Source organism: Streptomyces sp. NPDC051664 (assembly GCF_044453545.1).
GTDB lineage: Bacteria > Actinomycetota > Actinomycetes > Streptomycetales > Streptomycetaceae > Streptomyces.
The window spans coordinates 255,489-274,061 of record NZ_JBITCU010000007.1 but is presented as its reverse complement, the minus strand read 5'-3'; the positions used below and the strand labels follow the sequence as shown (position 1 = coordinate 274,061).

General features: G+C 70.4%; 16 protein-coding genes and 1 pseudogene. 5 read left to right on the top strand and 12 right to left on the bottom strand.

What is annotated here, in order from left to right:
* Positions 1 to 53: 53 nt before the first annotated feature.
* A complete protein-coding gene (locus tag ACIA8E_RS16610; protein ID WP_399298545.1) occupies positions 54 to 1,253 on the bottom strand; it encodes a glutathionylspermidine synthase family protein in 1,200 nt (399 codons plus the stop codon).
* 6 nt (positions 1,254 to 1,259) lie between these two features.
* Positions 1,260 to 1,535, bottom strand: coding sequence for a hypothetical protein (locus tag ACIA8E_RS16605; RefSeq protein ID WP_399298543.1), 276 nt, complete (start codon positions 1,533 to 1,535; stop codon positions 1,260 to 1,262).
* A gap of 125 nt (positions 1,536 to 1,660) precedes the next feature.
* Here ACIA8E_RS16605 and ACIA8E_RS16600 point away from each other — a divergent pair.
* A pseudogene (locus tag ACIA8E_RS16600) lies at positions 1,661 to 1,842 on the top strand (hypothetical protein); the annotation flags it as partial.
* Positions 1,843 to 2,021: 179 nt separating this feature from the next.
* Here the strand turns inward: ACIA8E_RS16600 and ACIA8E_RS16595 are convergent.
* Positions 2,022 to 3,425, bottom strand: a complete 1,404-nt coding sequence (locus tag ACIA8E_RS16595; protein WP_399298541.1) for a PLP-dependent aminotransferase family protein — start codon at positions 3,423 to 3,425, stop codon at positions 2,022 to 2,024.
* A gap of 47 nt (positions 3,426 to 3,472) precedes the next feature.
* On the opposite strand from ACIA8E_RS16595, the gene ACIA8E_RS16590 reads away from it, so the two are divergent.
* Positions 3,473 to 3,985, top strand: a complete 513-nt coding sequence (locus tag ACIA8E_RS16590; protein ID WP_399298539.1) for a carboxymuconolactone decarboxylase family protein — start codon at positions 3,473 to 3,475, stop codon at positions 3,983 to 3,985.
* Positions 3,986 to 4,053: 68 nt separating this feature from the next.
* Positions 4,054 to 4,782, top strand: coding sequence for an isocitrate lyase/phosphoenolpyruvate mutase family protein (locus tag ACIA8E_RS16585; RefSeq protein WP_399298537.1), 729 nt, complete (start codon positions 4,054 to 4,056; stop codon positions 4,780 to 4,782).
* Positions 4,783 to 4,978: 196 nt separating this feature from the next.
* Here ACIA8E_RS16585 and ACIA8E_RS16580 read toward each other — a convergent pair whose 3' ends face one another.
* The 6 genes from ACIA8E_RS16580 to ACIA8E_RS16555 form a co-directional block, all read right to left on the bottom strand.
* Positions 4,979 to 6,361 carry a B12-binding domain-containing radical SAM protein gene (locus ACIA8E_RS16580; RefSeq protein WP_399298535.1) on the bottom strand — a complete coding sequence of 461 codons (1,383 nt, stop codon included), beginning with the start codon at positions 6,359 to 6,361 and terminating at the stop codon, positions 4,979 to 4,981.
* A 136-nt stretch (positions 6,362 to 6,497) separates the two neighbouring features.
* Positions 6,498 to 7,487, bottom strand: a complete 990-nt coding sequence (locus ACIA8E_RS16575; RefSeq protein ID WP_030914454.1) for a malate dehydrogenase — start codon at positions 7,485 to 7,487, stop codon at positions 6,498 to 6,500.
* Positions 7,488 to 7,664: 177 nt separating this feature from the next.
* Entirely contained in the window at positions 7,665 to 8,795 is a 1,131-nt protein-coding gene (locus ACIA8E_RS16570) for a DUF2690 domain-containing protein (RefSeq protein ID WP_399298533.1), read from the bottom strand.
* A 472-nt stretch (positions 8,796 to 9,267) separates the two neighbouring features.
* A complete protein-coding gene (locus tag ACIA8E_RS16565; RefSeq protein ID WP_399298531.1) occupies positions 9,268 to 10,488 on the bottom strand; it encodes an NADP-dependent isocitrate dehydrogenase in 1,221 nt (406 codons plus the stop codon).
* A 205-nt stretch (positions 10,489 to 10,693) separates the two neighbouring features.
* Positions 10,694 to 11,422: a DUF3017 domain-containing protein gene (locus tag ACIA8E_RS16560; RefSeq protein ID WP_399298529.1), complete on the bottom strand. Its 729-nt coding sequence runs from the start codon at positions 11,420 to 11,422 to the stop codon at positions 10,694 to 10,696.
* 29 nt (positions 11,423 to 11,451) lie between these two features.
* A complete protein-coding gene (locus ACIA8E_RS16555) occupies positions 11,452 to 12,330 on the bottom strand; it encodes a bifunctional methylenetetrahydrofolate dehydrogenase/methenyltetrahydrofolate cyclohydrolase (RefSeq protein ID WP_383955606.1) in 879 nt (292 codons plus the stop codon).
* Between the two features lie 237 nt (positions 12,331 to 12,567).
* Here ACIA8E_RS16555 and ACIA8E_RS16550 point away from each other — a divergent pair, with 237 nt between their 5' ends.
* Positions 12,568 to 13,206 carry a hypothetical protein gene (locus ACIA8E_RS16550; protein WP_399298526.1) on the top strand — a complete coding sequence of 213 codons (639 nt, stop codon included), beginning with the start codon at positions 12,568 to 12,570 and terminating at the stop codon, positions 13,204 to 13,206.
* Positions 13,207 to 13,419: 213 nt separating this feature from the next.
* On the opposite strand, the gene purH is transcribed toward ACIA8E_RS16550, so the two are convergent.
* Positions 13,420 to 14,973: a bifunctional phosphoribosylaminoimidazolecarboxamide formyltransferase/IMP cyclohydrolase gene (gene purH / locus ACIA8E_RS16545; protein ID WP_329161423.1), complete on the bottom strand. Its 1,554-nt coding sequence runs from the start codon at positions 14,971 to 14,973 to the stop codon at positions 13,420 to 13,422.
* On the bottom strand, positions 14,960 to 15,616 hold the full coding sequence (gene purN, locus ACIA8E_RS16540) for a phosphoribosylglycinamide formyltransferase (RefSeq protein WP_399298524.1): 657 nt from the start codon (positions 15,614 to 15,616) through the stop codon (positions 14,960 to 14,962). Before purN ends, purH begins: the two co-directional genes overlap by 14 nt.
* 357 nt (positions 15,617 to 15,973) lie before the next feature.
* Between purN and ACIA8E_RS16535 the strand changes: the two genes are divergently transcribed.
* Positions 15,974 to 16,885 (top strand): hypothetical protein, encoded by a 912-nt coding sequence (locus ACIA8E_RS16535; RefSeq protein WP_399298522.1) that lies wholly within the window; start codon positions 15,974 to 15,976, stop codon positions 16,883 to 16,885.
* On the opposite strand, the gene ACIA8E_RS16530 is transcribed toward ACIA8E_RS16535, so the two are convergent.
* The gene (locus ACIA8E_RS16530; RefSeq protein ID WP_399298520.1) at positions 16,875 to 18,557 is read right to left on the bottom strand and encodes a DUF6350 family protein; all 1,683 of its coding nucleotides are present in this window, start codon (positions 18,555 to 18,557) and stop codon (positions 16,875 to 16,877) included. The two genes, ACIA8E_RS16535 and ACIA8E_RS16530, sit on opposite strands and share 11 nt — an antisense overlap.
* Positions 18,558 to 18,573: the final 16 nt, after the last annotated feature.

The following is an 18,573-nucleotide window of genomic DNA, read 5'->3' as shown; positions in this document are numbered from 1 at the left end:
GGGTCGGTGGAGCCGGGTCGGTGGAGCCGGGTCGGCCGGCCCCACCGGGGTCGCTAGAGGATGACGTGGGGCAGGAAGCGTGCGTACTCGTCCGTCACCAGCCCCGCAGATTCCCGGATGCCGAGCCCCGCGGACTCGTCCTCGACGACCCAGGCGCCCAGCACGACCCGGTTGCCGTCGAAGTCCGGCAGCGGGGCCAGCTCCTGGTAGCAGCACGGCTCGTCCCGTATCACCACGGGGCTTCCCGGCTCATGGATCGTGACGCCGGCGCCCTCACGGCCGAGCAGTGGCTTGGCGACATAGCCGATGCCACCGCCACCGTTCCCGTCCCCGGCCAGTTCGCGAGGACCGTCGAGATAGGAGGGCAGCAGATTCGGGTGACCCGGATAGAGCTCCCAGAGGATGGCCAGCAGCGCCTTGTTGGAGAGGAGCATCTTCCAGGCGGGCTCGATCCAGCAGGTGGTGCCCGTGCCGCCGCCGTTGTCGAGGGTGTCCAGGACATGAGGGCCGAAGCTATCGGTCGCCAGCCACTCCCACGGGTAGAGCTTGAAGCAGCTACGGATGAAGCGGAGCCGATCGTCGACGAACCGTCCGGTCAGCCGGTCCCAGCCGATCTTTTCCACGGAGAGTGCCTCCGTGTCGATCCCGGCCTGTTCGGCGGTCTCGCGGAGATACGCGACCGTCATCAGGTCCTCGCCGAGTTCGTCCCCCTCGGAGTGGACGAAATGCAGCGGTCCCGGTGGCAGCAGTGCGGCCTGCCGCTTCCATGCCTCGACGAGACGTTCATGAAGGGAGTTCCACTGGTCGGCGTCCGGGAAGCGGTCCTCCATCCAGAACCACTGGGCACTGGCCGCCTCCACGAGTGAAGTGGGGGTGTCGGCGTTGTACTCCAGCATCTTCGCCGGGCCGGTTCCGTCGTAGCGCAGATCGAACCGGCCGTACAGGGACGGAAGTTCGGCGCGTCGCCGCCACGACTCGGTGATCAGAGCGGCCAGTCGCCGGTCGGTGATGCCGAGGTCGGCGAAGCGGTCCTGCTCGACGATGTGCGCGGCGGCGGCCAGGCACATCGTGTGCAGTTCCTCGACCACGTCCTCCAGCGCCTCGACCTCGGGCAGCGAGAAGACGTAGTACGCGCTCTCGTCCCAGTAGGGGCGCAGCGATCCGTCCGGGTAACGGGTCAGCGGATAGACGATCCCCTGCTCCTCGACGATCTCCTGCCAACCGGGACGCGGTTCGGTGGTGCGGCGTTCCATGACCGGTCAGCCGCCGCCCGTACCGGAGCAGCCGAAGCCGCCGCGATCGACGGCGGACTTGTCGAAACTTCCGCCCTGGACCTTGCCGCCCTTGGAGCTGCCGCCGTAGTAGTAGGTGCCGTGGCCGCTGCTGCTCTTGCACTCGTAACTCGGCAGCTTGGAGTGGGTCACCGGGTCCACACACCGCTTGTCCGGCTCCGATCCGCACGAGGTGATCGCCGCCGCGAGAACCCCCATGGAACCGAGCACCACCGTGCTCGACCTCAATCTGCGCTTAGCCATGCTTCCGTCTCCCCCATCGTTCCGTTCCAGCCATAGGACCCGTCCGTCAGATTAGATGGCCGCCCGGGAAGGCGGGAACCGGGTGCGGTGCAGACCGGCCCGCGGAGTCCACATGTGCCTTTGGGCTGATCTGCGCACCCGATTCCGCGGTGTGCTTCGGTACGGCCTCCGTTCTCCAGGCCGTTGCAGCGGGGGCCGCCGCGGGGCGGGGCCGAGGTCCGGAGCGGGTGTCGATCCGACGCTGTCGCTGCCCGCGGTGCGGGGGTGGCGCTGTGCCGCCGGACACGCGCTCGACGGCTTCGGCTTCGAGGTGTCCTGCCGATCGGCGCGGCAGCCGGACGGCTGCACGCGAAGCCGCGCACCCCGCTGCTGGGGCTGGGGAGGGATGCGGTTTCGGGGTGGTCGAGGTCGCGACGACGGAGCACACGGATGCGGGCGGCAGGACGCGCGGACGGCGGGTGCGGGCGAGGGTTGGGGTCCCGGTTCCTACGACAGCGCTCGGCAGAGTGCTTCCAGAGCGCCCGCCCAGGCGCTGTCGGTCGGGGCGCCGTAGCTGATGACCAGTGCGTCGTTTCCCGCCACCGCGTCCGCGTGCCGGAAGCGGGCCATGCCTTCCAGGGCCAGCCCCTGGAAGGCCGCGGCCTGGATCACCGATCGCTCGCTGCCGTCCGGGAGTTCGAGGACGGCGTGCAGGCCGGCGGCGATCCCGCTGATCCGCAGTGCGGGGGCCTGTTCCGCGAGCGCCGCGACGAGCTGGTCGCGGCGGCGCCGGTAGCGCAGCCTCATCGAGCGCACATGTCGGTCGTACGCACCGGACTCGATGAACTCCGCGAGCGTCAGCTGGTCCGGCGCGCTCGACACCCAGTCGATTTCGCCCTTCGCCTCCGCCACCTCCTTCACCAGCTCCTGCGGCAGCACCATCCAGGCCAGTCGAAGCCCCGGCGCCAGGGACTTGCTGGTCGTCCCCATATAGACGACCCGTTCCGGGTCGAGGCCCTGGAGGGCGCCGACCGGCTGCCGGTCGTAGCGGAACTCGCCGTCGTAGTCGTCCTCCAGGATCAGACCGCCCGTACCCCGTGCCCAGTCCACGGCCGCGGCCCGCCGGTCGGGATGGAGCGGTACCCCAGTCGGGAACTGGTGAGCGGGAGTCATCAGCACTGCGCCCACCCCGCGCATCCCGATCAGCTCCCCGGTCCGGGAGCCGAGTCCGTCGAGCGGCAGGCAGGGCGTGCGCAGGCCGGCGTCCGCGAGCAGATTCCAGTGCACATCCAGTCCGTACGACTCGACAGCCACCCCCCGCACCCGCCGCTTCCGCAACACCTTCCCCATCAGCATCAGCCCGTGGAGGAAGCCGGAACAGATCACGATCCGCTCCGGGTCTGCGTACACCCCGCGGGCCCGCGCCAGATAGTCGGCCAGTACGGTGCGCAGCTCGATGCGTCCGCGCGGATCGCCGTACCCGAAGGCGTCGTTGGGCGCGGCGGTCAGGGCGCGCCGGGCCGCCTTGAGCCAGTCGGCGCGCGGGAACGTCGACAGGTCGGGCGAGCCGGGCATCAGGCTGTAGGCGGGCCGGCCCCGCACCGGCCGGGAGCGCGGGGCCGTCGCAGCCGGTCGACGTGGCTCGGCCCGCTGCGCGACCCGGGTGCCCGAACCCTGCCGGGCGGTGAGCCAGCCCTCGGCGACCAGCTCGGCGTAGGCGTCGGCCACGGTGTTCCTGGCGATCCCCAGGTCGGCGGCGAGCGTGCGGGACGACGGCAGCCGGGTTCCGGGCGTCAGCCGCCCGGTCCGTACGGCCTCCCGCAGCGCGTTCATCAGCCCGGTCCGCAGCCCCGCCGCGCCTGCCGGGTCGATGTGCAGGTCGGCTCCGAAAGTGGCCCAGGAATCCGTCATGGAAATGGACCATACTCCTGCGCCATCCGCCCCGTAGCGTCGTACCCATGACGACGAACGAGCACAACCACCCGACCTCCGACTACGCCCCCGAACACAGCCCCCGTCTGCAGTGGGCCGAGCTCGCCCCCGATGTCTTCAAGGCCATGGTCCGGCTGGAGACAGCGTCCCGAAAGGGCCTGGACCCGGTCCTCGCCGAGCTGGTGAAGATCCGTTCCTCGCAGCTCAACCACTGCGCGTTCTGCCTCGACATGCACACCAAGGACGCGCTCGCGGCGGGCGAGTCGGTCGAGCGGATCGTCCAGCTCAGCGCGTGGGAGGAGTCGCAGCACTTCTACACGGAGAAGGAGATCGCGGCGATCGAGCTGACGGAGGCCGTGACGGTCCTGACCGACGGCTTCGTGCCGGACGCCGTGTACGAGAAGGCCGCAAAGCACTTCGAGGAGGCCGAGCTGGCCCAGCTGATCGCCGCCATCACGGTGATCAACGCCTGGAACCGTTTCTCCGTGGCCACTCGCATGGTCCCCGGCCACTACGCTCCCAGCGACACGAAGCACTGACCCGGACCGAGCCGCGTCGCCGCCCCGCCACCCCTCTCCTCCGCCTCGCCCTTCCCAGGAGTCCCGCGATGGCCGTCTCCGTCTTCCGCGACCTGCACCACGGCCGCACCCCCGGAGACCCGCTGGTCCTCCCCGGCCCATGGGACGCCGCGAGCGCCCGTGTCTTCGCCGACGCCGGCTTTCCGGCGCTCGCCACGCCGAGCGCCGGGATCGCGGCCTCGCTCGGGTACGAGGACGGGGCGACACCCGCCGCCGAGATGTTCGCGGCCGTGGCCCGGATCGCGCGCGCCGTTCCCGTACCCGTCTCGGCGGACATCGAGGCCGGTTACGGGCTGCCGCCGAAGGAACTCGTGGAGCGGCTCCTCGGCACCGGTGCGGTCGGCTGCAACCTGGAGGACTCGGCCGACGGCGTCCTGAATGACCCGCAGCGGCAGGCCGACCGGCTGGCGGAGGTACGCGCGGTCGCGGGCGATCAGCTCTTCGTCAACGCTCGCGTCGATACGTACGTACACGGTGTCCCGGACGGCACCGACCCGGAGGCGGAGACGATCGCCCGCGCCCGGCTGTATGCGGCAGCCGGTGCGGACTGCGTCTACCCGATCGCCGCACCGCCCGAGTCCCTTCCACGCCTTGCCGCCGCCATCCCGGCCCCCCTCAACGTCTTCGCCCTGCCGGACGGCCCGACCCCGCGCCGCCTCGGCGAACTGGGCGCCACCCGCATCACGTTCGGCCCCGGGCTGCAGCGCCAGGCCATGGCAGCCGTCCGCCGGATCGCCGACCGGCTGCACGCGCTGTAGCCTCCCGCCGCCCGCGCACCAAGGCCGCCAGGCCCTAGGGCCTCTCGTTTGGATCAGGCTGGGCTCGCGGGGTCTGGCACGCACATCTGCGGCGTTGTCGTCAGTCGCCGACGCTCCGCGTGGGCTCCTTCCTCCGCCTTGCAGCTGCACGCACCAGACCCCGCTCCCTGATCCAGCCTGATCCAAACGAAAGACCCTAGCCGTGGACCTGTCTGCCCCCGAAGGCAGCCAGGGTCCGTTCCAGCATCGGCATGGCCCGCACCACGTTGCGGGAGCGGATCAGGGCGTCCCAGGCGGGTTCGAACTTCTTCCAGCCGCCCGCGTACGCCAGGTGCCTCAGCCGCTCGTGCGTGCCCGGCTGTGCGGCCGCGCCGCGCCAGATGTTCGACCAGCGGTAGAAGTCCCGGTACGCACGCCAATAGCCGTCCTCCAGCTGACGCGAGGTCATCCCCTTCGGACGGTGGACGACATGCCGGGTGTCGTAGAGATCCCAGTCCCGGTGGACGATCCGGTCCTCGGCCTCCATCTGCTTCCACAGGCCGGTGGACGGATACGGCGTCATGATGTGAAAGGTGGCCGTCTCGATGCCCTGCTCGACGGCCCACTCCACCGTCCGGTCGAAGACGTCCGGGCCGTCGTGGTCGAGGCCGAAGACAAAGCTGGCGTTGACCATGACACCCGCGTCATGGAGCCGGCGGACGGCGGCCGCGTAGTCCTTGCCGATGTTCTGGTCCTTCCGGCGTTCGGCGAGATTCGCACTGTTGACGGTCTCGAAGCCGACGAACAGGCTGCGCAGTCCCGCGTCCACGGCCCGCTCCAGCAGGTCCGGCTGGAGTACGGACTTCACGGTGCCGGCCGCCTGCCAGAGCCGTCCCGTTCCGGCCATCCCGTCGAAGAGCGTCTCGGCGAAGCGCCGGTTGCCGAGCAGATGATCGTCGAGGAAGTACAGGTGCTTGCCGGGCAGCCGCTCGATCTCGGCGAGAGCGTCGTCCACGGCCTGGGTGTAGAAGGACTTGCCGCCCTCGAAGAACGCGTCCTTGTAGCAGAAGTCGCAATGGTGCGGGCAGCCGCGCGAGACGACGATCGAGTTGGGCACCAGATACAGGTTCCGCTTGATCAGGTCCCGTCGTACGGGCGGCAGTCCGGCCAGTGTGCGCAGCTTGGAGTCGTACCGGCGGCCCGGCACACCGTCCCGGAACTCCTTCAGGAACAGCGGCCAGGTGTCCTCCCCCGGCCCGGTGAAGACCGTGTCCGCGTGCGCCGCCGCCTCGTCCGGGAGCGAGGTCACATGGAGACCGCCCATGGCGACGTGGACACCCCGGGCACGGAAGTGGTCGGCTATCTCGTAGCTGCGCCGGGCGGAGGTGATGTACGGCTGGACGACCAGCAGATCGGGGCTGTCGAGCGCCTCGATGTCGACCCGTTCGACATGCTCGTCGAGGAGGGTCACCTCGTCGTCCGGATCCAGGTAGCCGGCGAGGGTCGCCAGGCCGAGCGGCGGGAAGAGCGAGTACTTGATGGGCCGGAAGAGCGGGCTGGTCGCCTCGGTCAGGGCCGGAAGAATCATCGTCACGCGCATGACAGCCCAGACTGTGCGCCCCGTGTCCGCAGTTCCCACCCACGGCCGTTCCTGCCGGCGGCCATGTGCGAACGCAGCCGCCCCCGGCAGCGACTGCTGCCGGGGGCGGTGAGGTACGCACCAGGAGGCGTACGGATCAGATCAGACCGAGCTCGCGAACCGCGTCGCGCTCCTCGGCGAGCTCCTGCACCGACGCGTCGATACGCGTGCGGGAGAACTCGTTGATGTCCAGGCCCTGGACGATCTCGTACTTGCCGTCCTTCGTGGTGACCGGGAAGGACGAGATGAGGCCCTCGGGCACGCCGTAGGAGCCGTCCGACGGGATACCCATCGAGGTCCAGTCGCCGGGGGCGGTGCCGTTGACCCAGGTGTACACGTGGTCGATGGCGGCGTTGGCGGCCGAGGCGGCCGAGGACGCGCCACGGGCCTCGATGATCGCGGCGCCGCGCTTGGCGACGGTCGGGATGAAGGTGTCGGCCAGCCACGCCTCGTCGTTGACGAGCTCGGCGGCGTTCTTGCCGGCCACCTCCGCGTGGAAGATGTCCGGGTACTGGGTCGCCGAGTGGTTGCCCCAGATCGTCAGCTTCTTGATGTCGGAGACGGCGGCGCCGGTCTTGGCGGCCAGCTGCGAGATCGCGCGGTTGTGGTCCAGGCGGGTCATCGCGGTGAAGCGCTCGGCCGGTACGTCCGGGGCGGCGGCCTGCGCGATGAGCGCGTTGGTGTTGGCCGGGTTGCCGACGACGAGGACCTTGATGTCGTCCGCGGCGTTGTCGTTGATGGCCTTGCCCTGCGGCTTGAAGATGCCGCCGTTGGCGGAGAGCAGGTCGCCGCGCTCCATGCCCTTCGTACGGGGGCGGGCACCGACGAGCAGAGCGACGTTCGCACCGGCGAAGCCGACGTTGGCGTCGTCCGTGATCTCGATGTTGCGCAGCAGCGGGAAGGCGCAGTCGTCGAGCTCCATCGCGGTGCCCTCGGCGGCCTTCAGGCCCTGCGGGATCTCCAGGAGACGCAGGTTGACCGGCACGTCCGGGCCGAGCAGGTGGCCGGAGGCGATGCGGAAGAGCAGCGCGTAGCCGATCTGGCCGGCTGCGCCGGTCACGGTGACATTCACGGGAGTGCGGGTCATGGCGATCTCCGTTAGACAGCTGGCGGTGGGGGTCCCTGCCCCTGGTGCTGGATATCCCTGAATCTTGATGTGAAGAGATATCCAGCGATCAGGCTATCCGACCCGGAACCTCCCGGCCGCCCGGCCCCCTGTGGCACCGCACACAACCGGTCACGCACCGCTCACCGCGACCGCGTCTCACCCGGCAGCGTCGGTGCATCCCTTCGTCCCGGACGCGAGCGTCGCGCAGGCCCTGGCGTCCGCGGCCTTCTTGGCGGCGACCATGGGGGTGTACGCGTCCGTGTCCGTGCCGGCGTCCACCGCGCCGTGCTGCCCCGCGGCCCCGCCTGCGGTGATCCGGACCGTGTCGCCCGGGGTGGCCCTGGTGATCCGCGCCCACGCCGCGGCACACGTCTCGCTGTAGCGCACCTCGACGAGACTTCCGCCGACCGTGACGCTCGCGGCCGTACGGGCGAACCTGCCGCCGCACCCCATGCCCTCCGGATCCTTCCCCGTGCAGTCGGCACCGCTGCATCTGACGCCGTCGGGCAGCTCGGGCGCGCTCGGGCTCGGCGACGCCGACGGGGCGGCCGGGTCCTTCCTGTCGTTGTCGTCACCGCCCGGGCCGGTCAGGAGTACCGCGGCGGCTGCCACCACCAGCGCGCCCACCACGCCGGCGAGGAACACGGTCAGCTTGCGGCGGTCGACCGGCTTCCGCGGACCGCCGCCGTGCTGCGGCCGCGACGGCTGTGGCGGCCGCCCTCCTGCAGTGGATCCGTATGTGTCTGTGTATCCGGCACCCGGGAGCGTCTGTGACTGCTGCGGCACGCGCGGGGAAGTCCCGCGCTGAATCGGTACGGACGGTGCGCGGCCCCCGTCGTGCCCACCCGCACCCCGATCCGTGCCCGGGTCCGTGGCTGTGCCGACGCCCGTACCGGTGACCGCTCCGGCGGAGCGGCGGCTCCCGTCATAGCCCACCGGGCTCGGCCCGAACTCGCCGAGCGCCGCACGCGCCTGGGCGATGCGGATGCCCTCCATCGTCATGTCGTGGCGCATCTCGGCGCGGCTCCAGGCCCGCTCCGCCAGCTCCCACATGGTCGTCAGATGCGCCTCATCGGTATCCGTGACCTCGGAGAGAGCGATGATCGCCCCCTTCGGCGCGAGCAGCCGACCGTTCAGATAGCGCTCCCACGACGTCTTGCTGTAGCCCGTGCGGTCAGCAACCGCGGCGATGCCCAGACCACTGCGGTCGATGAGTCTGCGAAGCTGGCCGGCAAACTCCCTCAGCTGTGGGTCGAGTTCCTCCGGTAGTGCCTTCCAACGAGGCATTAGGTCCCCCTCAGTTCCCCCGAACGTGCCTGATGTACCCCGCTCTGTCGTTCCCCCCTTGTCCCGGTACGGCGGTCTACCGTTCCGGACTACCCAGGAGGATGTACGAAGGCAGGCGGTCAGTTCCTGGAGAGAGAGCGCACCGAATCATTCGGGAGTTCGGCTCGCACCGTCGCGCGCCCCCTGCCCTGCGTTGCCATGCCGGTCCGCCGCCGTTGCGCGGCGATCACACCGTGGCGGAACGGTCACTTCCGTGCCACAGGCCACAGGGTTTCCTTGAAGCGTCGTCCCTCGTCGACGAGGCTGGATCCAGGTCAGGGCAAGGCCGCTCAAGTCACCACTTTCCGGAGCTCCTTCGCTCCTGTGGGCCCCGGCCGCAGGTGTCCGTCCCTTATCGGGGGAGGGGACGGACACCACCTGCTGGGCGGAAGGCCACCGCACAGAAGGCCGCCGGGCCGAGCTCAGGCAGAACTCAGCCGGATGCCATCTCCTTCTGGAGGTTGACGTCCAGCGCGTCCAGGAACTGTTCCGTGGTCAGCCAGGGGGCGTCCTCGGAGATCAGCAGCGCCAGATCCTTTGTCATCCGGCCTCCCTCGACGGTCTCGACGCAGACTCGCTCCAGCGCCTCGGCGAACGCAATTACCTCGGGCGTGCCGTCCAGCCTGCCGCGGTGCGCGAGACCGCGGGTCCAGGCGAAGACCGACGCGATCGGGTTGGTCGATGTCGGCTTGCCCTGCTGGTGCCGGCGGTAGTGACGGGTGACCGTGCCGTGCGCGGCCTCCGCCTCGACGGTCCTGCCGTCGGGCGACATGAGGACCGACGTCATCAGGCCGAGCGAACCGAAGCCCTGCGCGACGGTGTCGGACTGGACGTCGCCGTCGTAGTTCTTGCACGCCCAGACGTAGCCGCCCTCCCACTTGAGCGCCGAGGCGACCATGTCGTCGATCAGGCGGTGCTCATAGGTGAGTCCGGCCTTCGCGAACTCCGCGCCGAACTCGGCGTCGAAGACCTCCTGGAAGATGTCCTTGAAGCGGCCGTCGTACTTCTTGAGGATCGTGTTCTTCGTGGACATGTACACCGGGTACCCACGGTCCAGGCCGTAGCGGAACGAGGTGCGCGCGAAGTCGCGGATGGACTCGTCGTGGTTGTACATCGACAGTGCGACACCGGCGTCCGGGAACTCGTGGACCTCGACCTCGACCGGCTCGGAGCCGTCCTTCGGGGTGAACGTCATGGTGAGCGTGCCCGGGCCCGGGATCTTCAGGTCGGTGGCACGGTACTGATCGCCGAAGGCGTGACGGCCGACGACGATGGGCCTGGTCCAGCCCGGGACGAGCCGCGGCACGTTCTCCATGATGATCGGCTCGCGGAAGACGACGCCGCCGAGGATGTTGCGGATCGTGCCGTTCGGCGAGCGGTACATGGCCTTCAGGCCGAACTCCTCGACCCGGCCCTCGTCCGGGGTGATCGTGGCGCACTTGACCCCGACGCCGTACTGCTTGATGGCGTGGGCGGCGTCGACCGTGACCTGGTCGTCGGTGGCGTCGCGGTGCTCGATGCCCAGATCGAAGTACTTCAGCTCGACATCGAGGTACGGGAGGATCAGCTTGTCCTTGATGAAGGACCAGATGATGCGGGTCATCTCGTCACCGTCGACCTCGACGACGGGGTTGACCACCTTGATCTTGACCATGGAGTGGAACGTCCCTTCCGCGCTTCGGTCAATTTATCTCGATGCCAAGATACTCGACGTCGAGATAAATGACCACGGTCTGCTGCGCAAAAGCCGCGGCCCCCTCGCACCCGGGGTGGGTGCGAGGGGGCCGGTTCGGCGCTACGAGGAGTACGTGGCGTCCTGGACGCATTCGGCGCCGGACTTACTCGACGTCATACGGGAGTCAGCGGATCGTGAAGCGGACCGCATGCTCCAGGAACGGTACGTCCAGCCACGGCTTGGGCTGCGCCACGAGTGCGAGCAGCACGATCAGAACGCCCAGCAGTCCGTACGTCACCAGGTCGGTGAACCGGGAACGGACCGCCAGCATGCCCACCGAGGAAACCACGCAGCGCAGCACGGCTCCGCCGATGAGGGCGACGCCGATCAGTATCGTGCCGATCCTGAAGGCCTGGGCGAAGGGGTTGACGGCAACGATCAGCAGGCCGATCCCTGCCGTGCAGAGCACGGCGAGCAGCGGCCACTGGCGGGCCGGGGCGGGCGCGTCCCCGGACGCCGCCCTGCCGCCGCCCTCGGGGCGCGCAGTGTCCCGGGTGAACGAGGGGAACCGTCGCGACGGGCGGGGCTCGACACGCGGGCCACCGCTGGGGGCGGAGTCGCCGGTGACGGGTTCGACGTCAGCGGGATCGCTGCTGCCGGAGCCGACGCCCGCGGCTGAGGCCGTCGCCTCGGCAGCGGTTTCGCCATCCGCGGCTTCGGCATCCGTAGCCTCTTCGCCCGCAGGCCCGGCGTCCGGGCCCTCGGCACCGGCGCCCTCGACCGCAGCGCTCACACCCTCGCCCGGCACATCCTCGGCACGCTCATCCGCACCGCGCGCACCTCCGCCCGGCGCCACCGGAATCGCCCGGTCCGCCGCGGCGGCCGGGTCGGCCGGACTCGTACCAGCACCCATGAGGTTCCTTCCGGATCAGGTCGGTCGGCTCAGTCGGCGGAGACGGAAGCCGCGGCAGCCGCATCGTGCTCGGCCGCCTCGACCACATTGACGAGCAGCTGGGCACGGGTCATCGGGCCAACACCGCCCGGGTTCGGGGAGATCCACGCGGCGACCTCGGCCACCCCGGGGTGCACATCGCCGACGATCTTCCCCTCCTCGTCCCGGCTGACGCCGACGTCGAGCACGGCCGCACCCGGCTTCACGTACTCGGGCCTGATGATGTGCGGCGACCCCGCGGCGGCGACGATGATGTCGGCCTGCTTGAGCTGGGCGGCGAGGTCACGCGTGCCGGTGTGGCACTGGGTGACGGTGGCGTTCTCGGACTTACGGGTCAGCAGCAGCGGGATCGAGCGGCCGATGGTGACACCGCGGCCGACGACCACGACGTGCGCCCCGTTGATCTCGACGTCGTGGTGGCGGAGCAGCTGGACGACGCCCTGCGGGGTGCACGGCAGGGGGCCCGCCTCGTTCAGGACGAGCCGGCCGAGGTTCATCGGGTGCAGACCGTCGGCGTCCTTGGCCGGGTCCATCAGTTCCAGGACACGGTTGGTGTCGATGCCCTTGGGGAGAGGAAGCTGCACGATGTATCCCGTGCAGTCGGGGTTGGCGTTGAGCTCCCGTACGACGTCCTCGATCTCCTCCTGGGTGGCGGTGTCGGGGAGTTCGCGCTGGATGGAGCCGATGCCGACCTGCGCACAGTCACGGTGCTTGCCGTTCACGTACCACCTGCTGCCCGGGTCGTCCCCGACGAGCAGGGTTCCCAGGCCAGGGGTGATGCCCTGCGCCTTGAGGGCCGCCACGCGGACGGTCAGATCGGACTTGATCGCGGCTGCGGTGGCCTTGCCATCGAGAATCTGGGCAGTCATGGTGCCCATCCTCGCGGATGACCCCACCCGCATACCAATTCTGGGTCCGCACGGTGGCCACCAGATTGCGCTTGCACAACACATACGGCAATCGACTGGACAAAAAGCCGACGTCAAGACCACGATGAGCCGCGCAGTACCGCGGGCAGTGTCGGGGGGACAGACCGTTCTGATTGCGCATCATTCCTCCGCCCGGACCGCATCGTCCCCGCACTTTCGCAACGGAGGAATTTCGCCATGAGCAACGGCGACCCGAACAACCCCTACGGTCAGCAGCCGGGCGGACAGCCGGGCTACGGCTACCCCCAGCAGACCCCGCAGGGCGGGCAGCCGGGCTACGGCTACCCCCAGCAGGCCCCGCAGGGCGTGCCCCAGCAGGGCTACGGCTACCCCGCGGCCCCGCCCGTCCCGCAGTTCGGCGCCGCAGGCTTCGGCGGGGGCCCGCTGGAGATGCCGGGCGGCGTCAAGGCCGCCCGCGTCATGCTCTACGTGATCGGCGGCCTGCAGCTCATCGGCGCGATCCTCTTCGTCCTCAGCGCCGTGGCCGTGAACGCCGCCAAGAACGACGCGACACTCCAGGACGACGTCCAGTTCCAGCAGCTCGCCGACTACTCCGGCGGCGCACTGTGGGGCCTCTCCGTCCTCGTGCTGCTGTGGGGTGTCCTGGCCGTGTTCCTCGCCGCGAAGTTCGGCAAGGGCGGCAACGGAATCCGCATCACCGCCATCGTCTTCGGCTCGATCACCGCGCTTCTCGGTATCTACCCGTTCATCGTGGTCGGCCTCGTCCACACGGTTCTGTCGATCCTGGTCATCGTCTTCGTGGCGCGGGCCGACGGCAGCGCCTGGTTCAACCGTCAGCAGCAGCCGCAGTACTGAACCTGCCGGTCTGTCGTTCCCGCAGGGGAACAGGAAGGCCGTAAACCCGCACGCGCGTGGGTTTACGGCCTTCGGCGTTTTCCGGGTGCCGACCGACCCGCTCCGGGCGCGGCTCCCCGAACGGTCAGCGGTCAGCGCCGACGGCGTCTCCCGGAAACCGGCTCCAGGAGACGCCCTCGGCGTTCGTTCATACGGCTCGTTCGTTCATGCTGCTCAGTGGAAGAAGTGCCGCGTACCCGTGAAGTACATCGTCACGCCCGCCTTCTTCGCGGCCTCGACGACCAGCTCGTCACGGACCGAACCGCCGGGCTGGGCCACGGCCTTGATGCCGGCCGCGGTCAGGATCTCCAGGCCGTCCGGGAACGGGAAGAACGCGTCCGAAGCGGCGTACGCACCGCGCGCACGCTCCTCGCCCGCCCGCTCGACGGCGAGCTTCGCGGAGTCGACGCGGTTGACCTGGCCCATGCCGACGCCGACCGAGGCGCCGCCCTTGGCGAGCAGGATCGCGTTGGACTTGACCGCGCGGCAGGCCTTCCAGGCGAAGGCGAGCTCGGCGAGCTCGTCCTCGGAAAGCGCCTCACCGGTGGCGAGGGTCCAGTTGGCCGGGTCGTCGCCGTCGGCCTGGAGCCGGTCGGTGACCTGGAGCAGTGCCCCGCCGTCGATCGGCTTGACCTCGACCGTGGAGGTCGGGGCGTCGGGGCAGCGCAGCACGCGGATGTTCTTCTTGCGGGCGAGGATCTCGACCGCGCCGTCCTCGTACGCCGGGGCGACGATGACCTCGGTGAAGATCTCCGCGACCTGCTCGGCCATGGCGACGGTCACCGGGCGGTTGACGGCGATGACACCGCCGAAGGCCGACAGCGGGTCGCAGGCGTGCGCGTTGCGGTGCGCCTCGGCGACGTCGTCCGCGATCGCGATGCCGCACGGGTTGGCGTGCTTGATGATCGCGACGCACGGCTCGGCGTGGTCGTACGCGGCACGGCGCGCGGCGTCCGTGTCGGTGTAGTTGTTGTACGACATCTCCTTGCCGTGCAGCTGCTCCGCCTCGGCCAGGCCGCCGGTGCCGGAGGTGTAGAGCGCGGCGGGCTGGTGCGGGTTCTCGCCGTACCGCAGGACGTTGCTGCGCTCGTACGTCGCACCGAAGAAGTCGGGGAAGCCCGTGTCGTCGGCGGCGGCGTAGTCGTCCGCGAACCAGGAGGCGACGGCCACGTCGTACGCGGCCGTGTGCTGGAACGCCTCGGCGGCGAGCCGCTTGCGGGTCGTCAGGTCGAAGCCGCCCGCCTTGACCGCGGCGAGGACGTCGGCGTACCGGTCGGGGCTCGTGACGACGGCCACGGACGGGTGGTTCTTGGCCGCGGCGCGGACCATCGACGGGCCGCCGATGTCGATCTGCTCCACGCACTCGTCGGCGGAGGCGCCGGAGGCGACGGTCTCCTTGAACGGGTACAGGTTGACGACGACGAGGTCGAAGGGCTCGACACCGAGCTCGGCGAGCTGCTCGCGGTGGGCGTCCAGGCGCAGGTCGGCGAGGATGCCGGCGTGCACGCGCGGGTGCAGCGTCTTGACGCGGCCGTCGAGGCACTCGGGGAAGCCGGTGAGCTCCTCGACCTTGGTGACCGGCACGCCGGCGGCGGCGATCTTCCCGGCGGTCGAGCCTGTGGAGACGAGCTCGACGCCCGCCTCGTGCAGACCGCGGGCGAGGTCTTCGAGCCCCGTCTTGTCGTAGACACTGACCAGGGCGCGGCGGATGGGCTTATTCACCGACATGACCGAGATGAACCTTTCGTCCCTCAATGCGATAGCCGTTACGGGCGAGCCGCCCCACGACCTCGACGAGCAGCTTGCGCTCGACTTCCTTGATGCGTTCATGGAGAGCGGCTTCGCCCTCCGGCGTGTCCTCTTCGGTCACCTCGACCACGCCCTGCGCGATGATCGGACCGGTGTCGACGCCGTCGTCGACGAAGTGGACGGTGCACCCGGTGACCTTCGCGCCGTACGCGAGGGCATCACGCACCCCATGGGCACCGGGAAAGCTGGGGAGCAGGGCGGGGTGGGTGTTGACGAACCGGCCGCCGAACCCGGCGAGGAACCGCTTGCCCACGATCTTCATGAAGCCCGCGGACACCACGAGGTCCGGGCGGTGCGCGGCAGTGGCGGCGGCGAGCGCCGCGTCCCACTCCTCGCGGCTGGCGTAGTCCTTGACCTTGCAGACGAAGGTCGGCAGCCCGGCGCGCTCCGCCCGTTCCAGACCGACGATGTTGTCGCGGTCGGCGCCGACCGCGACAACCTGGGCGCCGAAGCCCGCAGGGTCGTCGCCGATCGCATCGAGCAGGGCTTGGAGGTTCGTACCGGAACCGGAGACCAGCACGACCAGGCGGGCCGGAGCGGTGGAGGGGGGCGGGGAGGCCACGGCTGGGCCCTTTCTCGCGTGGTGAAGCAGAGCGACGCTGTTTGTAGGGTCGTTATTTGTAGGGTCGTACGAAAGAATCGCGCCCCGCGATACGGGGAACTCTACGAAGGAGCCGACCGTCAGCAACGATACCGGCACATCGGGGGACCCCCACGGGACGGGGGTGAGGGGCCGGATCGCGGGGAGATCCGAGGGAGATCGAGGGGGAGATCGCAGGGGGAGTGGGTCTCGCGCGGCAGATATCGGCCTCCGGCGTCGCGCTCCCAGCTTTCGGCCCCTCCTGGCCGGGAGGTAGCGTCAGGGGACAGCGACCGTCCGTCAGGGCGGAAATGACGAGATGGGGAAGACGTTCACCATATGCCGGACCGACGCCGCCGCACCGCCTTCCGCCACCCGCTGCCCGAGCGGACCTCACTGCTGCTGCGGGAACGCCAGTCCCCGACGGGCTCCTCCTCGTCCTCGGATCCTTCGGATTCGCCGGATTCCTCGAACAAGAAGGACGACAACCCTTTCGCCGCACCGCCGGAGAACCGCCCCGACCAGCCGTGGCGGCCACGCCACCAGTCGCCCGGCACGAACGGGAACGGGAGCGGGGGCGACGGTTCGAACGGGAACGGTGAGGGGTCGCCCGAGGGCGGCTCGTCCGACGACCGGCCGGCCTGGGGCAGCCAGTGGAGCAGCCACCAGCCGGGCCGCCAGAGCGGCGGCTTCGGCGGCCGTCCGGGGGGCCAGGGCGGGCCGAACGGCCCAGGCGGTCAGGGCGGCCCCGATGGCGGCCCCGGCGGACTGCGCTGGGACCCGACCGACCCCGCCCAGCGGCGCGCCCGCTACGCGCTGCTGGGCGGAATGTGGGCCTTCTTCTTCGCGATCTTCGACTTCCCGGAGATCGCCCTGCTGCTCGGCGCACTCGCCGTGTACTGGTCGATCAGCTCGCTGCGCGCCAAGCCGAGGACTGCAACGGCGACGGAGAGCGCCGACCGGGCTGCCGCTGCGGGTTCCGGTTCCGCTCCGGCCGGGGGGCCGGCTCCCGGAGCCAGGACCGCCGCCCCGTACGCACAGGGCCAGGGCAGGCCGCAGACGACCGCTGCGGTCAGCGGTCTCGTCACGGCGCTGCTCGCGCTCTCGATCGTCGCAATGACGTTCACCGTGCAGTTGGTCTACCGCGACTACTACACCTGCGTGAACGACGCCCTCACCAAGTCCGGACAGCTGGCCTGCAACGACCTGCTTCCGAAGCCGCTGGAGCCGTTCTTCGGCGTCAAGAGCTAGCGCTTTCCGGACTGCTCGCCGGCCCAGCCTCCGGAGGCTGGGCCGGCGGCGTCCCGGGGTCCCTGGAGAGCGCTGCCCAGAGGAAACCCCCGGAGGTCCAGGGGGAATCCCCGGCCGGCCGCTCGTGCCACGGGTCGGTCGGCAGAAAGTCGTACGGCTCAGCGCCCGCATCCTCCTCGTACCAGGACGCCGCACCGGGCACGGGCGCGGACGCCGCGGGTGGCGAAGACGGAGACACGGATACGGAACCGATCCCGGCCGGGGATCCGGTTCCGGTTTCCGTGCCCGTTCCGGTGCCGGGTCCTGGCTCCGACGCCTCGGCCGCATCCTCGCCCCCACGCCTGCGCCACCACCGCCGACCGCTCCGCTGCCGCTCCGAAACCTCCACATCGGCCAGGAAGTCGAGCACCGACCCGGTCTCCCCTTCCCCGCTCCCGACCTGCCGCAGCCGCCAGGCCCTCAGCAGCAGCGCCCCGGGGACACCGATCAGTGCCGTCCACGCCGGCGCCGCCGCCCCCGTGAGCCACCAGACCGGGCCGAACTCGGCCAGCGCCCCGGTGCCCAGCGGTCCGCCCGCCGCAGCGGTCAGCGCCGCCGTCCCGACACCGCATCCCACCGCCGCCAGGGCTGCCGTCAGCGCGGTCTCCCACGGACTGCACGCCTCCCCGTTACGTCCGGTGAACCGAGCGATCACCACCCCGGCCGCGACCGGCACCGCCGCGGCCGCCCAGTTCAGGACCGTCCCGGGGCCGTGGGCCGGTACCGCTGCCAGTAGGGGGAAGGCCGGCAGCGCCGGTCGCCCGGTGAAGGCGAGCGGGGTGACCGTGGACGCCGTACCGAGTGCGAAGCCGGGCCCGAGCCCATAGGCAGCACCCCACACCGCCGCGTTCGGCACGAGCGCCGTCGCCAGCAGCAGCACCGCGAACCGGCCCGCCCAGTCGTCGGAGAGCCCCAGGAACGATGCCTGCACCTGCTCCGCATGCCACACCAGTGACGCCGCGACCAGCAGCGCGCCGCCGCCCAGCAGCACCGCCGTCCCGGCCGCCGCCGCCCGGAACACCGCCTCCGCCCGCCCCGCGAACCGGGTCCGTGCCATCGCCTCGTGCAGCCGAACCGGCGCCCAGGACGGTGGCGCGATCGGACGCCCGGCCGCCGTCCACACCCCTGCCCCCGCCGCACCCGCCACCGCGGGAACCAGCGGGAACAGGAGCGAAGACGGCCGCGCAGCCATCGAGCCGCTCTTCGCGTAGAACGCGACAACCGCCGCGACCAGCAGATATCCGCCCGTCACCAGGCAGAAGGCGCTCCAGGCCGAGGGCGGGGTGCGCCTCTCGTCGTCGGGCTCCATCACATCGCGGGCCGCCCGATGCACCAGCCACATCAGCACCGCGGTGAGCAGCAGCGGGACAACACCGACGGGGGCGGGGGCGCCGCTGAGGGTGTCGGTTCTGACGAGTTCCGCACCGTGCGCCAGCATCCAGATCCCCGCTGCGGCATGGAGGGCACCGCCGGGGCCGCTGTCGGAGGCCGGGGAGCTGATCCACACCATCATGACGAGCACAGCCAGCGAGCCGAGCCCGAGCCCCCCGGCAAGCATGCCCCGCAGAAAGGCGGAGACCAGCACGGCGGACCGGCCCTGCTCAGCCGACAACGGCGGGGTGCGTTCGGTCATTTGGGTCACATCGCAA